Origin of the sequence: Streptomyces sp. NPDC093544 (assembly GCF_040683495.1) — a bacterium.
GTDB lineage: Bacteria > Actinomycetota > Actinomycetes > Streptomycetales > Streptomycetaceae > Streptomyces.
The window spans coordinates 111288-133735 of the sequence record NZ_JBFBEA010000007.1; the positions used below are offsets into that span (position 1 = coordinate 111288).

The following is a 22448-nucleotide window of genomic DNA, read 5'->3' on the forward strand; positions in this document are numbered from 1 at the left end:
CCGTTATTGTTTCGCGCAGGAGCGAAACGTCAGGGGGTGTGCGGTACGTGGGCTGGTGGCAGGTCAACGCCGACACCCTCGCCGGGAGCCGCTTCGTGCTTTCGCCGCTCGCCGAGACGTTCGCGAGCCTGAAGATGCTGCATGCGGAGGCGGCCTCACACCCCGGTGAGCGTGCCTGGCTGCATGCCCATCTGCCTCCCTACAAACAGCACTTGGCCGCCGATCCCGTCACAGCACTGCTCATTCGCTCCGGGCTCGGCCGGGAGTGGATCGCCGATTTCCTCACACCCACCCCGCGCGACGACCAGGCGACCTTCGAGGAGGAAGTGGAGCGGGTGCGCGCGGTCTCCCCCGGGGCGGCGCGCGAGCACCTCGTACTCTCCCTGCGCGGCCCGCTCCCCGCCCGCCTCGACCGCCACGACCTCTCGCAGCGCGCCGCGGACCTCCTCACCCACGTGTGGGAGGAGGCCGTACGCCCGTACTGGGCCCGGCGGCGGCGCGTTCTGGAGGCCGATGTGGTGGCGCGTACCGCCCAGTTGAGCCAGGGAGGCTGGGCGGCGGCGCTCGACACGCTGCGGCCGGGAACGCGGTGGCTCGGTGACAACCGGCTTCAGGTCAACGCGCACGAGTACCCGCCCCGCGAGATCTCCGGCGCGCAGCTCTTCTTCGTACCGGTCACTCCGCAGCGCATCGGGTGGGTCTCCTGGGAGGAGCCCCACCGGTACGCGGTCATCTACCCGTGCGCGGGCGCACTGGCCGGCGGCCCGGACGAGGCGGCCGTGCCCGCGAGCCTGGGCGCACTCCTCGGAACCGCCCGCGCAGGCATCCTCGTACTCCTCGACTCCCCCATGTCGACCAGCCAGTTGGTCGCCGTGACCGGGCAGGCGCTGGGTTCGGTCGGGCGGCATCTGAAGGTGCTCCTTGACGCGCGGCTCGTGGAGCGGCGGCGGGCGGGGCGTTCCGTGCTCTACTTCCGCACCCCTGCCGGGGAGGTCCTGGTCAAGGCACAGCAGGGGAAGGCGAATTCGCCCGCCTCCCCCTCATAGGACCTATCGCTGCGACGTCGTCTCCCTCACCCACGGCAGCAGCGTCCGCTCCGCCAGTACGAGGGCGTAGAACAGCACCACGCTCATCACCCCCAGCAGCGCGATCGCGGCGAACGCCAGTGCTGTGTCGGAGTTCGCCCCGGACTGCAGGATGACGAAGCCGAGGCCCTCGTCGCCGGCGCTGAACTCGCCGATGACCGCGCCGACGGCCGCGAGCGGCATGGCCACCTTCAGCCCGACGAAGATCTGCGGCAGCGCGCCGGGAAAGCGGAAGCGCAGAAAGGTCTGGGCGCGGGAGGCACGCAACGACCGGGCCAGCTCGACGAGTTCGACAGGTGTCGAGGTGAGTCCGCTCGCGACCGACAGGACGATGGGGAAGAAGCAGACGAGCAGCGCCATGACCACTTTCGGCTGCGACCCGAAACCCATCCACACCACGAGGAGCGGGGCCAGCGCCACCTTGGGCACCGCGTTGAACGCCACCAGGAGCGGCGCGAACATCAGCTCCACGATCCGTGACGCCGCGATCGCCACCCCGATCACCAGCCCCGCGCCCACGGCCAACGCGAAACCCAGCACGATGACCAGGAGCGTGCCCATCGCCTCGTCCAGCAGATAGCCGGGGACGCGGAGGAAGGCGTCGAGCACGTCCGCGGGGGACGGCAGGATGATCTCCGGTACATCGAGGACGGCCGCCGCGAGCGCCCAGGCCCCGAGCACCGTCGCCAGCCCGAGCACGGGCCAGCCGAACTCCCCTACGCGCCTGAGTACTTGTGGGCTTCGGCGCACGTCAGGACTTCGAGGCACGTCGGGATCTTGGGGCACGTCAGGGCTTCGAGCCACGCCAGGACCTCGGCGCACGTCAGGACTTCGGCACCAGGTCGAAGGACACCAACTCCTCGGGCGTCAGCCCGGGCTTCACGGCTCCCGCGTCCTCCAGCGCCTTGATCGCCCCGGCCACGCGTTCGCGGTCCATGGTGCCGATCGGTGCTCCGTCCTCCTTCGGCTGTACGGCGGCCCCCACGAGCTCGATCTCGGCGGCGGCGGTCTTCTCGTTCAGCGTCGGGAACTTCTCGGCCATCAGCGCCGCCGCTTCCGCCGGATGGTCGATCGCGTACCGCATGCCCTTGAACAGCGCTGTGGTGAAGCGCTTCACCAGGTCAGGATTTTCCTCGGCGATCTTCGTGGTCGTCGTGATCGCGGCGCCGTAGCTCTCGGTGAGGTACTCGCCGAAGGGCAGTACGACGACCTCCTTGCCCTTGACCGCGTTCTCGATGTTGGGGCGGCCCACCCGGTACTGGCCGACGGCGTCGACCGAGCCGGTCGCCAGGTTGACCCCGAGCTGCTGGGCTTCCAGGGCGACGAATTCGACCTTCTCGGCGTCGACGCCCGCTAGCTTGGCGTACGCGGGGAAGAGCGCCCCGATGACCGACCCGGCCGGGTCCGCGATCTTCTTGCCCTCCAGGTCGGCCGGCTCGCTGATGCCGCTGTCGGCCAGCACCATGACGGCCGCGTCCGTGGTCTGGTGGACGGCCGCGACCGCCGTGACCCCGGAGACCTTGCCGTCGCCGAGCTGCATGATGGTGCTGCTGAGATCGACGGGGGCGAACTGCGCGCTGCCGCCGGCGAGAGCGGCCAGGCTGTTGCCGCTGCCCTGGCCGGGCTGGATGGTGACCGTCACGCCCGCGTCGCTGAAGTAGCCCTTGTCCTGGGCCACATAGGCGTACGCCTCGCGGCCGAAGGTGCCGAAACCGGTGATGTAGGTGACCTTGTCGGGAGCGGAGTCGCCGGAGGCGCTGCCGCCGTTCTCGTTGTCGTCGTCGGAGCCACAGGCCGTGGAGAGCGCCGCCGTCATCAGGACGGCCAGGAGTGCGGCGAGCAGCCGTGATGTCCTTTTCGAAATGCAAAGGCTCATGGAACTCAAGTGGAGTCGTTCAAGGGGAAGTTGTCGAGACCACGGAGCCGGTTGACATGTAACAAACATTGAGCAACCGGTTGATCACGGGACGCGCCGATCTATCCTCGGACGTACGACCGTAGGGCCATTTCCGCTGCTCGTACCGCTACTCGTACCGCTACAGGTGAACCGGTGTTGGGGGGCTCCCGTGATCCGAGTACGCGGTGTGTCGAAGAGCTTCGGCGGCCGCAGGGGCGCCGTGGAAGCCCTGCGCGACATCCAACTGGACGTCGATGACGGGGAGTTCGTCGCCGTTCTGGGCCGCTCCGGCTGCGGCAAATCCACCCTGCTGAGGGTGATCGCGGGGCTGCTCCCGGCCACCTCCGGCGAGGTACGGATCGCCGGTGAGCCGGTGCGCGAACCCCGCCGGGACGTCGCCATCCTCTTCCAGCGCCCGGCCCTGCTGCCCTGGCGATCGGTGCTCGACAACGTGCTCCTGCCCATCGAGGTGCACGGCCGCCCTCGCCCCGAACACCGGGAAAGCGCACAGCAGTTGCTGGCCACCGTCGGCCTCGACACCCCCTTCCACAAACGTCTGCCGCACGAGCTGTCCGGCGGTATGCAGCAGCGGGTGGCCCTGTGCCGGTCCCTCATCCAGCGCCCCCGCGTCATGCTGATGGACGAGCCCTTCTCGGCCCTGGACGCCCTGACCCGCGAGGAGTTGTGCGAGGTGCTGCAACGCGTGCACATGGAGCACAGCTCGACGGTCGTCCTCGTCACCCACTCCACCGAGGAAGCGGTACTGCTCGCCGACCGGGTCGTCGTGCTCAGCCCGCGCCCGGGCCAGGTCCGTACGGTCCTGGACGTGCCGGTCCCCCGGCCCCGGTCCCTGGGTCACGACGCCCACGCCACCGAACTCGCCCGCTGCCGCGCCGAACTCCACGACCTGCTGCTGGCCAGCCACAAGACAGGGGTGTGAGGGCGAGATGGAGCTGCGCCTGTTCACCGAGCCGTACCACGGAGCCACGTACGACGAACTGCTGCGCGCCGCCCGGCACGCGGAGGAGTGCAGCTTCGACGGCTTCTTCGTCGCCGACCACTACCACCCCATGCACTTCACCGACGCCCTGCCCGGCCCCACCGACGCCTGGACCACACTGGCCGGACTGGCCCGCGAGACCTCGACGATCCGCCTCGGCACGATGATGACCTCGGCCACCTTCCGGCAGCCCGGCGCACTCGCGGTCATCGCCGCCCAGGTCGACGCGATGAGCGGCGGCCGAATCGAACTCGGCCTGGGCGCGGGCTGGTTCACCCTGGACCACAGCGCGTACGGCATCCCGTTCCCGCCACCCGCCGAGCGCTTCGAGCGGATGGAGGAACAGCTCCAGGTGATCACCGGCCTGTGGGCCACACCGCCCGGCAAGCAGTTCTCGTACGAGGGCCGCCACTACCGTCTGACGGACTCGCCCGCCCTGCCGAAGCCGGTGCAGCAGCCCCGGGTGCCACTGATCGTCGGCGGCCGCGGCCCCCACCGCACGCCGGCCCTCGCCGCCCGCTACGCCGACGAGTTCAACCTGCCGTTCACCTCACCCGCGCAGAGCGCCGAGCTGTACGCCGGGGCGCGGGCCGCCAGAACCGCCGCGGGCGGCCCTCCCCTGGTCCTCTCGGTGTGCCTGGGCATCGCCTGCGGCCGCACCGAGGCGGAGATCGACGCCCGCCTCGCCCTCCTGCACGAGCCGTCCCGCCTCCCCCCGGAGGAGCCCCTGTACGGCTCCCCCGCGAGGATCGTGGACCTGCTCGGCGAGTACGCCGACCTCGGCACATCCCGCGTGTACGTACGCCTGCGCGACCTCTCCGACCTCGACCACCTGGACCTGCTCGCCACCGAGGTCGCGCCGCACCTGCGGGATAAACGGAGTTAGCATCCGTTTATGACTACTGACAACTCTGTACTCAATGTCGAGATCGATTCCCTGAAGGGCGGTTCCGCGGACCTCGGGCAGTACCGGGACAAGGCCGTGCTCGTCGTGAACGTGGCCTCCAAGTGCGGACTGACCCCGCAGTACGCGGGCCTTGAGCGGCTCCAGGAGCGGTACGCCGCCCAGGGGTTCACCGTGCTCGGGGTGCCCTGCAACCAGTTCATGGGGCAGGAGCCCGGGACCTCCGAGGAGATCGCCGAGTTCTGCTCGGCGACATACGGCGTGACCTTCCCGCTGACCGAGAAGGTCGACGTGAACGGGGACGGGCGGCACGGGCTGTACAAGCGCCTGGTGGAGACCGCGGACGCCGAGGGGCACAGCGGTGACATCCGCTGGAACTTCGAGAAGTTCCTGATCGGACGCGACGGTGCGGTGGTGGCACGCTTCTCGCCGCAGACCGAGCCGGAGTCGGCGGAGGTCGTGGCCGCGGTGGAGAAGGCCATCGGCTGAGTTGAGCAGATCGGCTGAGGGCATTGGCTGAGGCCGTCGGCCGGACTGCTGATCCGGTGATCCGGTGATCCGGTGATCCGGTGATCCGGCAGCGGGGGCACCCGGACGCGTGAACCCCGTACTCCGTCCGAGGAAAACGCTGGGCCCATGGATTGGTGATCATCGAAGCTGCTTGTGTCCGAGCCTTCCGGCTCGCGACCTGGCACTTCGCCTCCCGAGGAGATCGTCCATGAGCGTCCGCCGCTTCCTGCCCACTGTCATCGCCGCCGTGGTTCCCGCCGCCAGTGCCCTGGCGCTCGTCGTCGGCGTACCGGCCACGGCGGCCGCCAACCCCTGCGGGTTCTACGCGACCGGCAGCGACGCGTTCTACAACCACTGCACGAGTGACGGCTCGCGCGTCGTCATCGAGGTGGAGGTGTTCGGCCCCAACTACGAGAAGTGCGTGGGCCCCGGCAACTCCTGGCTCGGCCGCTCCAGCAAGATCGACGGCGCGCACTACGTCGGGCGTACCTGTTGATCCGGTCCCGTACCGGTTGACCTTGCCCCTGGGGCAGGGACCACCGTCCTGTGTCACCGGGCGGAAGGCGCCCGGTGACGGAGGATGGGCTCGTGGACCAGGAACGTTCCGAACACGCTCACGATGTGGGCGAACTGCTCACGATCGGCGCGTTCGCCGCTCGGTCGCGGCTCTCGCCCAAGGCACTTCGGCTGTACGACCGGCTCGGGCTGCTGGCCCCGGCGCACGTCGACGAGGTCAGCGGCTACCGGTACTACCGCGCCGACCAGATCGAACGCGCCCGCCTGGTGGCGCTGCTGCGCCAGCTCGACATGCCGCTCGCGCGGATCGCCGGGGTTGTCGAGGCCGGCGATGCGGAGGGCTCCTTGGCCGCTGCCGCGCTACTCGACGCGTACTGGGCGGACGCGGAGGCGCGGTTCGCTGCGCAGCGGACCCTTGCCGAATACCTCCGTGGACGGCTTTCGGGAAGGAGTTCCGAGATGTACGAGAAGTTCGTGATCGAGACGGTGGACGTGCCCGAGCAGGTGGTGCTGACGGAGTCGCGGCACACGCTCGCCGACGAGTTGCCGACGTGGATCCCGGCGTCGCTGGGGCGGCTGGAGGAGGGCGCCCGGGTCTGCGGTGAGGTGACCGCGGCGCCCTTCGTCGTCTACCACTCCGAGGTGTCCCAGGAGAGCGACGGGCCCGCCGAGTCGTGTGTGCCCGTCGCCGACGCGGACGCGGCGCGGGCGTGGGCGACTTCGCGGGGGCGCGCCTTCGACACCCGCGTGCGGGTCGAGCCCGCGCGGCGGCTCGCGTACACCCGGATCGCCAAGGCGCAGGTCGCCCATCCGCAGATCCTTGCCGCGTTCGAGGCGGTCGAGGGGTGGATGGTCGCGCGGGGGCTGTCGTACGACGGTCCCTGTCGGGAGGTGTACTTCGCGGACTGGGATGCGGCGGGGCCGGAGGACGCGGTGTGTGATGTGGCGTTTCCGGTGAGGTGACGCGGCGGGGGCGTGGGGGTGGTTTTCGCCCCCCGCCCCCCACGCCCACGCCCCTGCCCGTCACTTGTTCCTGGGGCTCCGCCCCAGACCCCGCTCCTCAAACGCCGGAGGGGCTGGCTGGAGTGCCATCGGGAACTACCGCGACTGCCCGTCCCGTACGGCGATGTCCGCCCGGACGCGTGCGGACAACTCGGCCGCGGCCCGGTCCAGTTCCTTCCTGACCGGGATCAGATCCGGTTCCCGCAGGGTGGTCTGGAAGGCGAGCGTCGCGATCACTCCGACCAGTGTGTCGTCGACGAGGACGGGGACGGCCATGGTGGTGGTGCCACCGTCGGTCGGCACGTCGTGCGAGACGAACTTCTCCTCGCGTGCGCGTCGGAGCTCGGGTTCGAGTTCGCCAAGGCGCGGATTCGCGGCGTGGGTTCGTCGTGCGTCCTCGGAGAACGCCAGGAATATCCGGCCCTGCGCCGAGTCGAAGACCGGAAGGGCGGAGTACAGCGGCATCGCGATCATGACGAGCCGCCGTACCGGAGTGCCGATGCGGACCAGAACGGGACTTTCGCCGTTCCATGCGGAGGCTACGGAGGTGTAGTTCGTCTCCTCGGACAGCCTCCGCAGAACCGGTTCGGCACGCCGGACGAAGGCACTGGTGAACAGCGCCGCCTCCTGCACCACCGCCGCATAGTCGAGCGTCTTGACGCCGAGCGAGTACACCCCCCGGGAGGGCTCGTAGGCGAGCAGATTGGTGGCTCGCAGAGTGATCAGGTACCGGTGCGCGGTCGCCCGGGACATGCCGAGGCGGGCGGCTATCTCCCCGAGCGTGAGTTCCGGTTCCTGGACCGTGAACAGGTTCAACACGGAGACCGCCTTCTGCACCGCCTGGATCGGCTGGACCCCGCCCGGGCGCTCGCCGTCGTCCCGGCTCACTCGCGCCTGGTCGGCGTGCACGTCCTCAGCTGATTCGGTCACGCCACCCATCTTGACAGTTCGGTGCCCGGCTTGACGGTGCGGTGTCGGCGGTCTAGCGTCCGTATCGCACAGCGATACGCTGCATATCGCAGAGCGAGCCAGCAATCTCCCCAGTCCATCCTGGAGGGCGACATGAAGCACGTAAGGCCGATCGATTTCGACTCCGCGGAAATACCTGGCGAAAAGGGGTACAAGGGCAAGATCCTCTACAGCGGCGAGACCTGCACCCTGATCGCCACTGTCGTACCGCCGGGCGCACGGGGCCCCCAGAACCACGCCCATCCGGTGGACCAGCTGTACTTCGTCACCGAAGGAGAGGTGACGATCAAGCTGGGAAAGGACATACACAAGGCCGCCGCCGGCTCCGCGGTGTTCATTCCGGCCGGCGTCCCCCATCACAACTGGAATGAGGGGAGCGAGACCGAAGTGCACCTGGAGGTGCTCGCGCCCGGCAACGCCGGAATCCGGCCGCTGCTCGAATTCACCGAGTCGGACGACGCCCACGGCCTCCCTTATGCCGTGGTCGTACCCGCCCCGGAGCAGACGGTGACACTCGACGCCGGAATGACGGTCACACCCCTCCTCGGACACGAGCACGTCCTAGGGAAAGGGCAGGACCCGACCTCCAAGAACGCGCTCATCTATGTCGCGGGAATGCCCGCGGGGTCAGCCGGCCCAAGCCTCCACACGCACGCGTTCGACCAGTTCTACCTGGTGCTCAAGGGTCTGCTCAACGTGCAGATCGGGCTGAAGGAATTCACCGTCGGTCCACAGCAGCTCGTAGTTCTACCGGCCGGCGTTCCCCACCGGCAGTGGAACGCGGGTGCGGAAACCGAGCGGCACCTCACGATCCTCACACCTCCGCCTGCGCAGACGAGTACCGAGGAAGAACCCTGGGACCGCTCCGTCGAGCTGCGGGCGGTAGCCAACACGACGCATCTCGCGCTGTAAACCGGCCGCAAGGAAGATCCCCACGCACGGAGTCACACCATGAGCACGCTTATTTCCACCTGGTCCGCGGGCGCCACCACGCTCGGCTCCTGGACGACGCTGAACACCCCGGTGGTCGCCGAGAGCCTGGCGCTGGTCGGCCACGACTACGTATGTCTCGACCAGCAGCACGGCATCGTCAACGACGACAGCCTGGTCGCGAGCCTGATCGCTGTCGCCGCGGGCGGCGCCGCACCTCTCGTCCGCGTCTCGGCGAACGAGGCCGGCCTGATCAGCAAGGCCTTGGACAGCGGCGCCGAGGGCGTCGTCGTCCCGCTGGTCAACGACGGGTCCGACGCCGAGCGCGCGGTACGGTCCTGCCGGTATCCGCCGCGCGGCGACCGCAGCATCGGGCCGATCCGCACTGCCGGCAGCGGCAGGACACGGACCTTCGCCGAGGGCACCTGCATCGTCATGGCCGAGAGCGTGTCCGCCGTGGACAACATCGACGACATCTGCTCCGTACCGGGCGTCGACGCCGTGTACGTGGGCCCGGCCGATCTCGCGGCAAGCCTCGGGGTCCCGCCCGCGCTGGGCGTCGTACCCGGTGTTCACGCCGAGGCGATCGCCAAGATTCTCGACGCCTGCGCGCGCCACGACATCGTCGCCGGTATCCACTGCGGCACCACCCAGCAGGTGATCGAGTGCGCCGATATGGGATTCCGCATGATCACCATTTCGACCGACACCCAGCTTCTCTCCGCCGCGGCCGCCGGCCGATTCGGCGAAGTCCGTTCGGCCATGGCGTCGAACTCCTGAAGGGGCAGTACCGATCATGACGGAACCCTCATACGAGAAGGCGCGCTACCGGGGCTTCGGGCCGTACCCCGACGGAATGCTGCCGCTCAGCCGCGGCGAGATGGACCTGTCGGCCATCCCCCCGGATTTTCATTCACTGCTGCCGCAGGTGCCCAAAGCGGCCGAGGAGCCGTTCGTCGGTATCACCACGGACGGACATGTCGTCCCCGGTCTTTACGCTCTCCGGGACACCGGCTGGAGTCCCGAGCCCGCCGTGAAAGCCGCCTGGGCCTTCCTCGACAGCCTCGACTCCGCGCAGCGCAAGGCCGTTCGCTTCGAGGTGGACGCGACCGAGTGGCGCATGTGGATCAACGCGTTCCCCACCTGGGACCCGCACGGTCTTCGCCTGGAGGACATCGAGCCCGGGCAGCGGGACCGCGCACTGGCGATCGTCGAGGCGTGTCTCTCGGACACCGGGTTCGCCGACACCCGGACGGCGATGAAACTGAACGCCGCGCTGGGCGAGTTGATCGACCAGTACCGCGACACCCTGACCGAATACGGCTACTACTTCGCGTTGTTCGGCACTCCGTCCCCGACCGAACCCTGGGGATGGCAGCTGTGGGGGCACCACCTCGACGTGCACTGCTTCGTCCTCGGCCGTCAACTGGTGCTCACGCCGGCCTTCATGGGCGCCGAGCCCGCGGAGGCCGACCGAGGCACGTACAAGGGACTGCGGCTTTTCGACGCGCAGCGCGAGGCCGGGCTCGAACTGCGCCGCAGCCTGCGCCCCGAACAGGCGCGGTCGGCCGTCCTCCACGAGTCGATGCGCGTCGAGGACCTCCCGCCCGATCTCGCCGGCCCGGCCGACGGCAGGCACCTCGGCGGCGCCGGCCAGGACAACCGCGTCATCCCCTACGAAGGACTGGGGGCAGGAGAACTGGCCCCCCGTCAGCGGGATCTGCTGCTCCAACTTGTGGGTACGTACGCGCACCGGCTGCCGAGCGGCCCCTCCGACGCACTGATGGCCGACGTCCTGCGCCATCTGAACGACACCCACCTCGCCTGGATCGGCGGAACCGGCGACGACGACCCCTTCTACTACCGGGTCCACAGCCCCGTCCTCATGATCGAGTACGACTGCCATCAGGGGGTCTTCCTCGACAACCCGGAGCCCGAACCGTTCCACGTGCACACCATCGTGCGGACCCCCAACGGCGGTGACTACGGACGCGATCTGCTGCGCCGCCACCTCGCGCGCCACCATGCGGGGGGCGCGGAACACTGACTCCGACGCCGGGTCCAGGCCGAGGCGTCGGAGCCGAAGGCGGCCGGCACGGCTGCGGCCGTTGATGACCAGCTGGTCGGGATGCTGGTCGAGCGGGCCCGTACCGAGGAACTGCAGCCGACCGGTGAGGGTCTCAGGCAGACCCGCGTTTTATCTTCGAAGTGCAGCTCAGGCCCAGCCCGGCGAGTTGGACTCGCCTGACTGGGCCTCGGCCGTCAGGTTGGCCGGTCCCACTCGGAAAGGGCCGCGGCAACGTCGATTTCGGGGTCGAGGCGGGCGGCCTGACGGAGCAGTTCGGCGAGGGTCGCGACGAGCACCTCGACAAGGTCGGCCGCGGGGATCGGACGACCTTCCTGGAGCCAGCCTGCCGCGGCCTCCAGGACGGAGCCGATCCAAGAGCGCAGGACCACCCGCACCGCGGGCCGGTCCGGGTCGAGGCCGAGGACCTCGCTGAGGCCCCGGACGCCCAACTGCCGTGAGGCGTTGAGGATGGCGCGGGTGTCCGGGTCCGCACCGAGGATCAGCCCGAGATAGGCGTCCGGGTCGCGCTCGATGGAGGCGAAGTGGTCCTCGGTGAGGTGCCGGATTCGGTCGGCGGTGGGGCCGGGCGGGGGCGGGCCCTGTTCGAAGCGGCGGGCGATCTCTCGCACCGCCTCCAGGAGGATGCCTCTCTTGTTGCCGAAGTGGTGGGAGACCAGCCCGTAGGCGACTCCCGCGGCGTCGGCGAGGGCGTGCACGGACACCTCGTCGTAGGGCTTGTCGAGGAACTGCTCGACCGCCGCGTCGAGCAACTTGTTCCTTGTGGAGGCGGCGCGTTCCGCTCGGCTGGTGGTCACGTTCCCCGAGTTTAGCTGATCCCTTATCATTGATCTGAAATCAACGAGGAGGCACTGTGGCAGACATCGCGATCATCGGAGGCGGCCCCGGCGGGCTGACGGCGGCCATCGCGCTGGCCCGGCGCGGGATCCGCAGCACGGTGTTCGAGCGCGACGGCCATCCCCAGGGCATGCCGCGCTTCAACCCCGACCGCTCCTACCCGATCGACCTCACCGGCCACGGGCTGAAGGCCGTGCGGCACATCGACGCCGTCGCCCACTTCGACGCCCACATGACCCCGTTCCACGGCATCAGACACCGCGGCCGGATCCTCGACCCCTGGTCGGAGCCGGGTTGGATCGGCTCGCGCGGGGACATCATGCGGACGCTCATGTCGCTCACCGAGGAGCGCCACAGCGATCTGGTCGACGTCGCCTTTCACCGCGACATTCGCGCCGACGACGTGGACGTGCACGCCGGCAAGGTGGCCGGGCAGTCCTTCGACCTCGTCATCGGCTCCGACGGCGCGGGCTCCGCGGTCCGCAAGGCGATGCAGGATCAGGTCGAGGGATTCACCGTCGAGGCCTCTACCGTCCCCAACTACGGGCTCATCCTGGAACTCGACCGGGTCGGCGACACATTGGACAAGCGCTACCTGCAAGGGCTGGCGATGAGCCCGCTCACCCTCGCCGGGGTGACCATCGACGAGTCCAGGGCGGACGGCGTCCGCTGGATCTGCGTCATCGGCGTGAACAAGCCGCACACCTTCGCCTCGGCCGACGAGGCCACCGCCTGGCTTCGCCGGAATGCCCCACGCACCCTGGAACTGACGAGCGAGCAGGCCGTCGCCGAGTTCTCCCGCCGCAACGCCGTCCACCTGGGCCAGCGGCTGACCTGCTCGCAGCTGTACGGCGGCCGGGCGGTGCTGCTCGGCGACGCCGCAGCGGCTTTCCCCCCGATCGGCCAGGGCGGCAACGCGGCCCTGGAATCGGCGATGGTGTTCGACCAGGCGCTGGCCTCCGGACCGCTGGCGACCACGGGCGCCCGCTTCGAGGCGACCTGGAAGCCCGAGGCGGACGCGCTGACCTGGATCAGCAGCCAAGTGCGCTACCAGAGCCCGTTGATGATGGCCCGTGTGACCATTTCCCGGATCCTCGGGGTCAACCCCATGAACGATGCCAAAAGTTCCGTCCGCTCCTACTCCGAGGTGCGGCGCTCAGCCCGCCGCCTCGGACCACTGTGGGCAGAGGCGCCCGGAACGGACTGAGGCCATGAATCATCAGGTCGGCAATCGACTGCAACGGGTGGAAGCGTTGGCCGTGGCGCCCGACATGCGGGGCCGGGTGGCCCTGGTCACCGGCGCAAGCGACGGTGTCGGCCGGTCGGCCGCCGTCCAGCTCGCCGCGACCGGGGCGGTCACCCTCATCGCCGCCCGCAACCGGGCCAAGGGCGAACGGGTCCGGGACGAGATCGTGCGGACCACGGGCAACAAGGAGGTCCACGTCGTGGACCTGGACCTCGCCGACCTCGCCTCGGTGCGCCAGGCAGCGGCCACCGTGCTGGAACGCTGGGACCGGCTCGACCTCCTGCTCTGCATCGCCGGCTACGCGGGGCGCGGCACTCGGACCGAGACGGCCGACGGCTTCGAGACGACGTTCGGCGTCAACCACCTCGGGCATGCGCTGCTGGCGCGGCTGCTCACCGACCGGCTGCGGGACGGCGCGCCGAGCCGCATCGTCCTGGTCGCCTCCGAAGCGCACCGCCGCGCCAAGGGCGGCCTCGACTTCGACGACCTGATGATGGCTCAGGGAAAGTTCCATCCCCTCCTCGCCTACAACCGGTCGAAGCTGGCAAACGTTCTCTACGCCCGCGAACTGGCCCGCCGGCTCACGGGATCGGGGGTGGACGTCAGCGCCGCGCATCCCGGAGGCGTCGACACACCGATGATGCAGTCGATGTTCGACCGCCCGGTGCTGCGCCATCTCTATCCGCTGTTCCGCCAGGGGCTGATCTCTCCGGACGAGGCCGCCACCGGGCTGCTGCGCGTGGCGCTGGACTCCACACTCACCGGCAGGACAGGCCTGTACTACGAAAGAGGGCAACTCGCCGAGCCGGGTGCGGTGGCCCTGGACAACGACGCCGCGCGGCGGCTGTGGTCCGTCACCGAGGAGCTGATCGGCCTCGACACCGCTGATCGGTGACCCTCCCTCCCCCACACGGTTTGGCCGGTTGCCTTTCGGCGGCGGCCCAGGCTGCGAGGACGGCTTGGGCTTCTTCGGGTGTCGCCCGGTCGGGGCATGAGGGCCGGTGATCGGTATCCCTTTTGGGGACGAAGTCCGGGTCCTTCGACCGCGTCCAGGACCGGGTGCGGCGTCGGCGCACACCCTCCGCGAGCAGGACGCGGCGGACCTGTGAGCGCCCCACCTCGGTCCCTGCGGCGGCCAAGGAAGCAGTGTGCACTCCGGTGGCCCCGCTTCGTCGAAGGCCCGCAGCTCCCCGACGGGCTCCCGCCTCAGCCGCCCCGGCGGCACGGTGGCCGGCGTGCCCCCTGCGGGCATGTGGCCGAGCACGCTTGCGGCGGGCGTCAGGATGGCGTCGGCGAAGGCGTTCGCCTGGCGCTTCGACGGCCGACGCGGCTTTCGGCGGCTCAGCCTGGGGTCCTGAGCGCCGCCGGTCTGAGCCGTACATCACCAAGGCTCCAGGTCCGGGCGCCACAGGTACCGGATGTGCGCCTTGGCATACCGGGCAGGCAGCTTGCTGAACCGATCGGTCACGCATACAGGACAGGCGGCCTGGTGAACCGATCGGTCACGGTGCTTTCGGCGCCGGTGATCTCCACGGCCAGGAGGACATGGCCGCGTCCGCGTACCGCTCTGCCCGTGGCAGCGGTGGGCAGGACGACGGTGTCGGGCGTGAGGAGTGCGGGGGCGGGGAGTGCGGGGGCGGGGAGCCGCATGGTCACCCCGGCTGGGACCTCGTGGCCTGGGGCCGCCGCGGTCAGTGCGCCGGCCGGCCGTTACGCGGCACGGTGGGGGCGGCGGGAGGTGAGCGGGAACGCTCTGCCGACCAGTTCCACGCGGTGGCCGAAGCATGGCCCCGCGGTCAGCGGGTAGTACGGTTGTGTTTTTCCCGAGCACGGTCTACATTGATGGTACAGAACAGTTCTGTACCAAATGGAGGACCTGATGCTCGACGTCACAGACGAGCCGTCGACCCGCCGCTCCCGCGTTTCCCGGGCCCGGGAGATGGAGCTGGCCAACGCGGCGCCGGATGTGCTGGGCGAGGTCAGTTACGAGGAACTGTCGATGGACCTGGTCGCAGCGCAGGTGCGGTGCAGCAAGGCCACGCTCGACGAGCTGTGGCCGGCCAAGCCACAACTTGTCGGTGCAGCGCTCCACGCCACGCGCCCGATGAGGCCGGAGGAGGTCGACACGGGCACGCTGCACGGCGATCCGTTGACCATGGTCGGGCTGCTGGTGGCCGGTGGGGAGACGATGACGGCGCCGGCTGCCGCAGTGGGGCACGGCGTGCTCACGGACGAGGAACTCGCCCGAGCGGTAGGGACATCGGTGGTGGAGCCCTGGTTCGCTGATCTGATCGGGTCCGTCGAGCGGGCGGTCGAGCGGCGCGAGCCGGCCACTCGGCCGCCGGGCGCGCACTTCCTGCCCGAAGTGCCGCTCAGCCTGGCACTCAACCGTCCGCTGTTCGGGCGCGGCCCCGCCGACACCGACCACCTCACCAGATGGGTCGACCAACTGCTGCTGCCCCTGCTCGAGCCCACGGCGCTGCAGCCCTGATCACGCCTTCCCTGCCTTCCCCCTGCTGTCCCGATCCGTCCTCCCTGCCCCCTCCCCCGGCTTCGCCATGGCCTCGTGCCCGGCCGCCGCCGGCAGCCCTCTCTGGAGATCCACCATGTCCGTCCGTTCCGCCGACACAAAAGGTGTCGGCACGGCAGCCCCTCCGTCCGACCGAGCCCGCCACCGGTGGTGGATCCTCGCAGTCGTCTGCATCGCCCAGTTGATGGTGGTGCTCGACGCATCGATCGTGAACATCGCCCTGCCGTCGGCCCAGCAGGACCTGGGCTTCAGCAACGGCAACCGGCAGTGGGTCATCACCGCCTACGCGCTGGCCTTCGGCAGCCTGCTGCTGCTCGGCGGCCGTATCGCGGACCTGTTCGGCCGCAAGATCACCTTCCTGGTGGGCCTGGTCGGCTTCGCGGGCGCTTCCGCGCTGGGCGGCGCGGCCGACAGCTTCGGCATGCTGGTCGGCGCCCGCGCCGGCCAGGGGCTGTTCGGTGCGCTCCTGGCACCGGCCGCACTGTCGCTGCTGACCACCACGTTCACCGACGCCAAGGAACGCTCGAAGGCGTTCAGCGTCTACGGCGGCATCGCGGGCGCCGGTGCGGCCATCGGCCTGCTCCTGGGCGGCGTCCTCACCGAGTACCTCGACTGGCGCTGGACGCTGTACGTCAACCTGGGCTTCGCCCTCGTCGCCTTCGTCGGCGGGGTCCTGCTGCTGACCCGTACCGCCCGCGACAGGACCGCCACTCTGGACGTGCCCGGCACGATCCTCGTGTCGTCCGGCCTGTTCTGCGTGGTCTTCGGATTCTCCAACGCCGAGACACACGGCTGGAGTTCGCCGGCCACCTGGGGCCTGCTGCTGGCCGGCACCGTCCTGCTGGCGGCGTTCGCGGGGTGGCAGACCAGGGCCGCCAACCCCCTGCTGCCCCTGCGGGTCCTGCTGGACCGCAACCGCGGCGCCTCCTTCATCGCCGTTCTGATCTGCGGCGCGGGCATGTTCGGCGTCTTCCTCTTCCTGACCTACTACATGCAGGAGAGCCTGGGTTACAGCCCGGTCAAGACCGGTCTTGCCTTCATGCCGATGGTCGTCGGACTCATGGTCACCACCCCGCTCGCCACCAACGTCCTCATTCCGCGCTTCGGCCCCAAGCCGGTCGTGCCGGTGGGCATGGGCGTGTCCGCCGTCGGCCTGGCGTGGCTCACCACCCTGGACCTGAACAGCGGTTACGCCGCGAACGTGATGCCGCCGCTGATCGTGGTCGGACTCGGGATCGGGCTGGTGATGGCTCCGGCGATGAGCGTGGCCACCTCCGGGGTGGCGACCGAGGACGCCGGAGTCGCCTCCGCGGCCGTCAACACCATGCAGCAGGTGGGCGGTTCCATCAGCACGGCGCTGCTCACCACGCTGTCGGCCACCGCCGCCACTGACTACCTCACGGGCCGAAACCCCAAGGACCCGGCGGTTCTCGCCGAGGCCGCCCTGCACAGCTACGCCGCCGCCTACTGGTGGGCCGCCGGCTTCTTCACCGCGGGCATGGTCGTCTGCGGGCTCCTCTACCGCCGTGGCGTGCCTCAGCCGGACGCCGACGCCGCACCGGTCGTCCACATGTGACACCGCCGCCCGCACCGAACCTGACAGACCGAAAGGTCCCCCCAATGCCCGAGAAAACAGATTCGTCCGCGCCGCCCGCCGGCATGCCGCACGGGACAGCGCAGTCCGCCCGCCGTCCGCGGGGCACAGGACGCATTCGCCGCCGGTACCGCGTGCTCATCGGGGTCGTCGCAGCCCTCCCCTTGGCGGCCCTCGGTACCGACTACGGCGTACGCGCCTACTCGGAAGCCCAGACCGCGCACGCCTTCCAGAAGGCCACCGGGACCGCGACAGCACCGGAGGTGCACATCCGGGGATTCCCGTTCCTGACCCAGGCGGCCCGGGGAACCCTGGACCAGGTGAATGTCTCTGCCGAACAGATACCGGCCGGGACGGACAGCCCGGTCCCGATCTCCCGGCTGGACGCCCATATGACCCACCTCAAGCGGAGCTCGGACGCGGACAGCGCCCAGGCGGGCTCCGCCGAAGCCACCGCGTTCGTCTCGTACGAGGACCTGTCCACAACCCTGGGCCTGGACGTCAGGGCCGGGTCGGCGCCGGGGCGGATCACCGCCTCACTGAGCGTGCCGATAGCCGGGAACATCGCGGTGAACGCCCAGGTGACCAAGGACGGGCCCACCACCATCGCCTTCAAGGTGCTGGGCATCTCCTCGGACCAACTGCCGCAGTCCGTCCTGGACTCGGTCAGCAGGACCTTCGAGAAGAAGATCCCGCTGCAGAACCTCCCGCACGGGATGACCCTGCGGTCGATCTCCACCGGTTCCTCCGGTATCGGCGTCACGCTCTCGGGCCACGACGTCACCTTCAAGACGTCCGAGAAATCCGGGACTGCCACGGATTCCGGGACCTCCACGAATTCCGGCGCTTCCGGCACATCGGCCGCATAGCCGATCTTTGACCACGTTCGAAGGGAGAACCATGCCCAAATCACAGCCGGTCAGGCCCCCGTCGCATTCACCGACGCAGCGGCACCTGACCCCTCTCGGGAGAGCACAGCGCACCGACGAGCAGCGCGAGCTGCTGACCGGCGTCCTGGGTGAGGACGCGCCCAACCTCTTCAGCACCTTGGTGCGCCATCCGGCGCTCTACCGGAAATGGCTGCCGTTCTGTCTGCATCTGCTGACGGAGTCCGCGTTCCCGGCCCGGGAGCGGGAGTTGGTGATCATCAGGACCGCGTCGCTCTGCGGCTGCGCGTACGAACTGCACCACCACGTCGGGCTCGGCTCCGAGGTCGGGCTGACCGACCGCGAACTCGCCGCGCTGAACGGCGAAGGATCAACAGCCTGGTCGACGCGTGAACGGCTGCTGGTGGCCGCGGTCGACCAACTGCACGCCGGCCACACGATCGGCGACGTCACCTGGCGTGCGCTGAGCGCGCTGCTGACCACCGAACAGCTCATCGAACTGCCCGTGCTGGTGGGCCACTACGTCCTGCTCGCCGGAACGCTCAACTCCCTCGGCGTACCGCTCGACAGCCCGCGGACAGCGCCGAACGGCGTCCAGTACCCGGACGCCGTCAAGTAACCAATCCATCCCAAGGAGGCACCGTCATGCGCATCGGAGTCATCGCCAACCGGCTGGTCCTTGTCGACAGGCATTCGGCCGTCGACGTCGAACAGGCCAGTAAGGGCCGCTTCCCGGCCGATCCCGCACAGCTCTTCGACCACTGGCAGCCGCTGGTCGAGTGGGCCGCCACCGCCGAACCCGACGGGGAGCGGCTGCCGTTGGACGGCCTACAGAACCCGGTCCCGGCACCGCGCCAGGTCTTCGGCATCGGCGCCAACTACCTCGACCATGTCCAGGAGGCCGCCGCCGCCCGCGGCCACACCGGGGACGTCAAGGCGCTGCTGCCCAAGGACCCGATGATCTTCACAAAGTTCCGGACCAGCCTGTCCGGTCCCCAGGACCCGATTCCGGTGCCCAGCGGGAACGTCGACTGGGAGGTCGAACTCGTCGTCGTGATCGGCCGGTACGGCGAGCGTGTCGCGGAGAAGGACGCCTGGGATCACGTCGCCGCCCTCACCGTCGGGCAGGACATCTCCGAACGCGTCATCCAACTGGCCGGCCCGGCCCCGCAGTTGTCGATGGGCAAGTCCTTCCCCGGCTTCGCGCCGCTGGGTCCGGTCCTGGTCACGCCCGACGAGTTCGAGGACCCGGACGACCTGGAGCTGGGCTGCGCGCTGAACGACCGGATCGTGCAGAAGGCCCGCACCTCCGAAATGATCTTCTCGGTGGCCGAGTTGATCGCGTACATCTCCTCCATCGTCCCCCTGCTGCCCGGCGACCTGATCTTCACCGGTACGGGCGCGGGCGTCGGTCTCTTCCGTACCCCGCCGGTCTTCCTCAAGCCGGGCGACAAGCTCGTCAGCTGGGTCAAGGGCATCGGCGAACTCCACAACCCCGTGACGGCGGCCTCCGGATACCCCGCCGCCGACGACAACAACGACAGCCGGACAGGAGCCCAGTCATGACCACCACCCCGGAGCGGAGCCCGCAGCAGTACGACGTCGGCGGCCTGATGCTGCCGCGTCCGTTCAAGATCCGCCGCCTCGGCCACCTCGGGCTGAACATGGAGCGGCTGGACGAGGCGATCACCTTCTACTGCGACGCGCTCGGATTCCGCATCACCGACCAGCTCGACGTGCTGAGCCAGGTGCCCGAGGAGGCGCGCCCGTTCGTGAAGGACATCCTGACCGACCCGCGGCTGACCTTCACCACCCACAACAGCGACCACCACGCACTGGTGCTCGCGCACAAGACCTTCGGAACCCTGTGGGGCAATGACCGCAAGGTCAAGGACATCACCTTCAGTCAGCTCACCTTCCAGGTCGGCAGCCTGCAAGAGGTCGTGGAGGCCGAGGCGTACCTCAAGGAGCGGGGCGTCGAGATCGGCCACTACGGCCGCGACATGCCCGGCAGCAACTGGGAGATCTACGCCTACGACCCCGACGACAACATGATCGAGCTGTACTACGGCATCGAGCAGATCGGCTGGCAGCGCAAGTCGAAGCCGTACGGCATGCATTACCGCGGACTCATGGACGTGATGCCGTCGCTGCCGCAGATGTCGGAGGCCGCCGAGGTCCGCGAGGCGCTGGCCAAGGGCATCGACATCGACTCCGGCCACCACCCGTCCGAGGAGCACCTGGACGAGACGTACGTCGTCGGCGGCGTGCTGCTCCCGCGGCCCTTCAAGGTGACCGGGATCGGCCCGGTCTCGCTGTTCACCGAGCGCATGGACGAGATGATCGCGTTCTACACCGGCATGCTCGGCTTCGAGGTGGTCGAAGAGGTAGAGCTGCACGGCAGGCGGATCGTGTACTTCCGCACCGGCACCGAGCACCACACCTTCGCCCTCGCCGACAAGGCGCTGCGTGGCATCCTCGGCCTGAGCGAGCACACCTCGTGCCTGAGCATCGGCCTCCAGCTCGGCAGCTACACCCAACTGCAGGACGCGGCCAAGTACTTGATGGACCGCGGCTACACCCTCGTACACGGACTCCCGCAGGAGATCTACGTCGGCATCGACTACGCCGTCCACCTGAAGGACCCCGACGGCCACCTGGTCTGTCTCTACTACTACATGGAGCAGATCGGCTGGGACGGCAAGCCCCGGCCGCGGAGCGAGCGCCGCGACATGGTCCTCCCGTGGCCGGAGACGCTCGAGCCCGTCTCCGACACCTACGGGGGCACGGCCTACCTGGGACCCCTGGGCTGAACCATGACCGACAACGAGAACATACGAGCCACGACCGAACGGCACGACTGCGATGTCCTCATCGTGGGCGCAGGACCGATCGGCCAGGTACTGGCGCTGCTGCTCGCCCAGCAGGCAGTGCGCGTCATCGTGGTGGAGCGCTGGGAGCAGCCGTATCCGCTGCCCCGCGCCGTCGCTCTCAGCCACGACACCCTGCGGATCCTCTACCAGCTCGGTCTGCGCGAGGAGTTGGCCCCGCTGCTGGAGCCCTGGGGGCAGGACGGGCACACGTTCAAGCTCACGGACGCCTCCGGGGAGACCCTGGCCGAATCGCGGTTCAGCCTGGAATCCGATTCCGGCTTCGCCCACATGACGGGCTTCTCGCAGCCGGACCTGGAGGGTCTGCTCGAACAGCGGGTGCGAGAACACCCGTTGATCGACCAGCGCCGGGGCTTCTCACTGGAGGCGCTGTCCGACGACGGGCCGTCCGGGTCCGGGGTCACCGCCATCGTCCGCCCCCACAACGGCCTCGAAACGACCCCCGGTGGCGAACCGGAGACCGTACGGGCGGGTTACGTCGTCGGCTGCGACGGGGCCAACAGCACCGTCCGCACCCTGCTCGGGACGGAGATGACCGACCTCGACTTCAGCCATGACTGGCTCGTGGTCGACGTCCTCCCGCACACGCCGCCGGCCTGGCTGCCGTACGCGTGCCAGCACCTGGATCCTGCCCGGTCGACGACCCTGGTGCCGTCCGGGCCCGGCCGGCGGCGCTGGGAGTTCATGATCATGCCGGACGACGACCAGGACAGCGTCGACACCGACGAGAACGCCTGGCGGCTGCTGAAGGCCTGGGACATCCACCCCGGCAACGCCGACCTGGTCCGGCACGCCCGGTACACCTTCCGGGGCCGCTGGGCCAAGCAGTGGCGCAAGGGCCGCGTGCTGCTGGCCGGTGACGCGGCCCATCTCATGCCGCCGTTCATGGGGCAGGGCATCAACTCCGGCCTCCGCGACGCGGCCAATCTCGCCTGGCGCCTGGCCCTGCTGGTCGGGGGCGGAGGCAAGGACTCGCTGCTGGACGACTACAGCACCGAACGCTCCGGGCAGGTCGCGCAGATCATCGAGCAAACCGTCTTCATCGGCCGGATGTTCTGCGCGACCGACCCGAAGGAGTGCGCCGAGCGGGACGCCATGATCAGGTCCATGGGCACCCTGGACATCCAGGAGGCATCCAAGAACTGGAACTTGCAGGGCGGGACGCTGCAGGACGACGGGATCGGCGGCACGCTGGGCGTCCAGGCCCAGGTGGGCACCGGGACCCGTACGGCTCTCCTGGACGAAATGGTCGCGCCCGGCTTCCTCATACTGGGCCGCGATCGTGACCCGGCCGGACTGCTCTCCCCGGTCCAGCGCACCGCCTGGCAGCAACTCGGCGGCCGCAGCGCCCACTTCGGACCCGGCGGCCTCACCGACCCCGAGGGCAAGTACGCGGCGTGGTTCGAGCGGCTCAACGCCTCGGTCGTCCTCGTCCGGCCGGACTTCCAGCTGTTCGGCGGCGTACGCACCCCGCACGCCGCGGACGCACTGGTCCGCAACCTGATCCAGTGCGTGAAGGCCTGACCGAAGTGTGGCCCCCACTCCACGAACTCCGCCCGCACCG

General features: G+C 69.4%; 24 protein-coding genes. 19 read left to right on the forward strand and 5 right to left on the reverse strand.

Going from position 1 to position 22448, the window contains the following annotated elements; translation table 11 throughout:
* Window positions 1–47: 47 nt before the first annotated feature.
* Window positions 48–1046, forward strand: coding sequence for an ArsR family transcriptional regulator (locus AB0N66_RS12200; protein ID WP_365432725.1), 999 nt, complete (start codon window positions 48–50; stop codon window positions 1044–1046).
* 3 nt (window positions 1047–1049) lie between these two features.
* Here the strand turns inward: AB0N66_RS12200 and AB0N66_RS12205 are convergent, their stop codons facing one another.
* Together AB0N66_RS12205 and AB0N66_RS12210 are read right to left on the reverse strand one after the other, a co-directional pair.
* A complete protein-coding gene (locus AB0N66_RS12205) occupies window positions 1050–1853 on the reverse strand; it encodes an ABC transporter permease (RefSeq protein ID WP_365432056.1) in 804 nt (267 codons plus the stop codon).
* Between the two features lie 55 nt (window positions 1854–1908).
* Entirely contained in the window at window positions 1909–2961 is a 1053-nt protein-coding gene (locus AB0N66_RS12210; protein WP_365432059.1) for an ABC transporter substrate-binding protein, read from the reverse strand.
* Between the two features lie 190 nt (window positions 2962–3151).
* Here AB0N66_RS12210 and AB0N66_RS12215 point away from each other — a divergent pair, with 190 nt between their 5' ends.
* The 5 genes from AB0N66_RS12215 (at window position 3152) to AB0N66_RS12235 (ending at window position 6875) form a co-directional block, all read left to right on the forward strand.
* Window positions 3152–3922 (forward strand): ABC transporter ATP-binding protein, encoded by a 771-nt coding sequence (locus tag AB0N66_RS12215; RefSeq protein ID WP_365432062.1) that lies wholly within the window; start codon window positions 3152–3154, stop codon window positions 3920–3922.
* Between the two features lie 7 nt (window positions 3923–3929).
* Window positions 3930–4868: an LLM class F420-dependent oxidoreductase gene (locus AB0N66_RS12220; protein WP_365432065.1), complete on the forward strand. Its 939-nt coding sequence runs from the start codon at window positions 3930–3932 to the stop codon at window positions 4866–4868.
* Window positions 4869–4877: 9 nt separating this feature from the next.
* Window positions 4878–5375 (forward strand): glutathione peroxidase, encoded by a 498-nt coding sequence (locus AB0N66_RS12225; protein WP_365432068.1) that lies wholly within the window; start codon window positions 4878–4880, stop codon window positions 5373–5375.
* A gap of 229 nt (window positions 5376–5604) precedes the next feature.
* Complete coding sequence (locus AB0N66_RS12230) at window positions 5605–5892, forward strand: DUF6355 family natural product biosynthesis protein (RefSeq protein ID WP_365432071.1); 288 nt, start codon at window positions 5605–5607, stop codon at window positions 5890–5892.
* A gap of 92 nt (window positions 5893–5984) precedes the next feature.
* The gene (locus AB0N66_RS12235; RefSeq protein ID WP_365432074.1) at window positions 5985–6875 is read left to right on the forward strand and encodes a MerR family transcriptional regulator; all 891 of its coding nucleotides are present in this window, start codon (window positions 5985–5987) and stop codon (window positions 6873–6875) included.
* A 135-nt stretch (window positions 6876–7010) separates the two neighbouring features.
* Here the strand turns inward: AB0N66_RS12235 and AB0N66_RS12240 are convergent, their stop codons facing one another.
* Window positions 7011–7844: a helix-turn-helix domain-containing protein gene (locus tag AB0N66_RS12240; protein ID WP_365432077.1), complete on the reverse strand. Its 834-nt coding sequence runs from the start codon at window positions 7842–7844 to the stop codon at window positions 7011–7013.
* A gap of 132 nt (window positions 7845–7976) precedes the next feature.
* Between AB0N66_RS12240 and AB0N66_RS12245 the strand changes: the two genes are divergently transcribed.
* Genes AB0N66_RS12245 through AB0N66_RS12255 form a run of 3 tightly spaced genes read left to right on the forward strand, consistent with a single transcriptional unit; the run spans window position 7977 to window position 10860 of the window.
* Window positions 7977–8795: a cupin domain-containing protein gene (locus AB0N66_RS12245; RefSeq protein WP_365432080.1), complete on the forward strand. Its 819-nt coding sequence runs from the start codon at window positions 7977–7979 to the stop codon at window positions 8793–8795.
* A 39-nt stretch (window positions 8796–8834) separates the two neighbouring features.
* Window positions 8835–9593 (forward strand): aldolase/citrate lyase family protein, encoded by a 759-nt coding sequence (locus AB0N66_RS12250; RefSeq protein WP_365432083.1) that lies wholly within the window; start codon window positions 8835–8837, stop codon window positions 9591–9593.
* Window positions 9594–9609: 16 nt separating this feature from the next.
* The gene (locus tag AB0N66_RS12255) at window positions 9610–10860 is read left to right on the forward strand and encodes a DUF3500 domain-containing protein (protein WP_365432085.1); all 1251 of its coding nucleotides are present in this window, start codon (window positions 9610–9612) and stop codon (window positions 10858–10860) included.
* A 215-nt stretch (window positions 10861–11075) separates the two neighbouring features.
* On the opposite strand, the gene AB0N66_RS12260 is transcribed toward AB0N66_RS12255, so the two are convergent.
* Complete coding sequence (locus tag AB0N66_RS12260; protein WP_365432088.1) at window positions 11076–11696, reverse strand: TetR/AcrR family transcriptional regulator; 621 nt, start codon at window positions 11694–11696, stop codon at window positions 11076–11078.
* A gap of 56 nt (window positions 11697–11752) precedes the next feature.
* Between AB0N66_RS12260 and AB0N66_RS12265 the strand changes: the two genes are divergently transcribed.
* The 3 genes from AB0N66_RS12265 (at window position 11753) to AB0N66_RS12275 (ending at window position 14340) form a co-directional block, all read left to right on the forward strand.
* Window positions 11753–12943: an FAD-dependent monooxygenase gene (locus AB0N66_RS12265; RefSeq protein WP_365432091.1), complete on the forward strand. Its 1191-nt coding sequence runs from the start codon at window positions 11753–11755 to the stop codon at window positions 12941–12943.
* A gap of 4 nt (window positions 12944–12947) precedes the next feature.
* On the forward strand, window positions 12948–13877 hold the full coding sequence (locus AB0N66_RS12270; protein WP_365432093.1) for an SDR family oxidoreductase: 930 nt from the start codon (window positions 12948–12950) through the stop codon (window positions 13875–13877).
* 253 nt (window positions 13878–14130) lie between these two features.
* On the forward strand, window positions 14131–14340 hold the full coding sequence (locus tag AB0N66_RS12275) for a hypothetical protein (RefSeq protein WP_365432096.1): 210 nt from the start codon (window positions 14131–14133) through the stop codon (window positions 14338–14340).
* A 106-nt stretch (window positions 14341–14446) separates the two neighbouring features.
* Here the strand turns inward: AB0N66_RS12275 and AB0N66_RS12280 are convergent, their stop codons facing one another.
* Window positions 14447–14632: a hypothetical protein gene (locus AB0N66_RS12280; RefSeq protein WP_365432099.1), complete on the reverse strand. Its 186-nt coding sequence runs from the start codon at window positions 14630–14632 to the stop codon at window positions 14447–14449.
* Window positions 14633–14861: 229 nt separating this feature from the next.
* On the opposite strand from AB0N66_RS12280, the gene AB0N66_RS12285 reads away from it, so the two are divergent.
* The 7 genes from AB0N66_RS12285 (at window position 14862) to AB0N66_RS12315 (ending at window position 22408) form a co-directional block, all read left to right on the forward strand.
* On the forward strand, window positions 14862–15473 hold the full coding sequence (locus tag AB0N66_RS12285) for a TetR-like C-terminal domain-containing protein (RefSeq protein WP_365432102.1): 612 nt from the start codon (window positions 14862–14864) through the stop codon (window positions 15471–15473).
* Window positions 15474–15588: 115 nt separating this feature from the next.
* Complete coding sequence (locus AB0N66_RS12290) at window positions 15589–17088, forward strand: MFS transporter (protein ID WP_365432105.1); 1500 nt, start codon at window positions 15589–15591, stop codon at window positions 17086–17088.
* Window positions 17089–17132: 44 nt separating this feature from the next.
* Window positions 17133–17975 (forward strand): DUF2993 domain-containing protein, encoded by an 843-nt coding sequence (locus AB0N66_RS12295; protein ID WP_365432108.1) that lies wholly within the window; start codon window positions 17133–17135, stop codon window positions 17973–17975.
* A gap of 31 nt (window positions 17976–18006) precedes the next feature.
* Window positions 18007–18612: a carboxymuconolactone decarboxylase family protein gene (locus AB0N66_RS12300; RefSeq protein WP_365432111.1), complete on the forward strand. Its 606-nt coding sequence runs from the start codon at window positions 18007–18009 to the stop codon at window positions 18610–18612.
* A gap of 26 nt (window positions 18613–18638) precedes the next feature.
* Complete coding sequence (locus tag AB0N66_RS12305; RefSeq protein WP_365432114.1) at window positions 18639–19559, forward strand: fumarylacetoacetate hydrolase family protein; 921 nt, start codon at window positions 18639–18641, stop codon at window positions 19557–19559.
* Window positions 19556–20806, forward strand: a complete 1251-nt coding sequence (locus tag AB0N66_RS12310) for a VOC family protein (protein ID WP_365432117.1) — start codon at window positions 19556–19558, stop codon at window positions 20804–20806. The genes AB0N66_RS12305 and AB0N66_RS12310 overlap by 4 nt, the downstream gene beginning before the upstream one ends.
* A gap of 3 nt (window positions 20807–20809) precedes the next feature.
* The gene (locus AB0N66_RS12315) at window positions 20810–22408 is read left to right on the forward strand and encodes a bifunctional 3-(3-hydroxy-phenyl)propionate/3-hydroxycinnamic acid hydroxylase (RefSeq protein WP_365432120.1); all 1599 of its coding nucleotides are present in this window, start codon (window positions 20810–20812) and stop codon (window positions 22406–22408) included.
* Window positions 22409–22448: the final 40 nt, after the last annotated feature.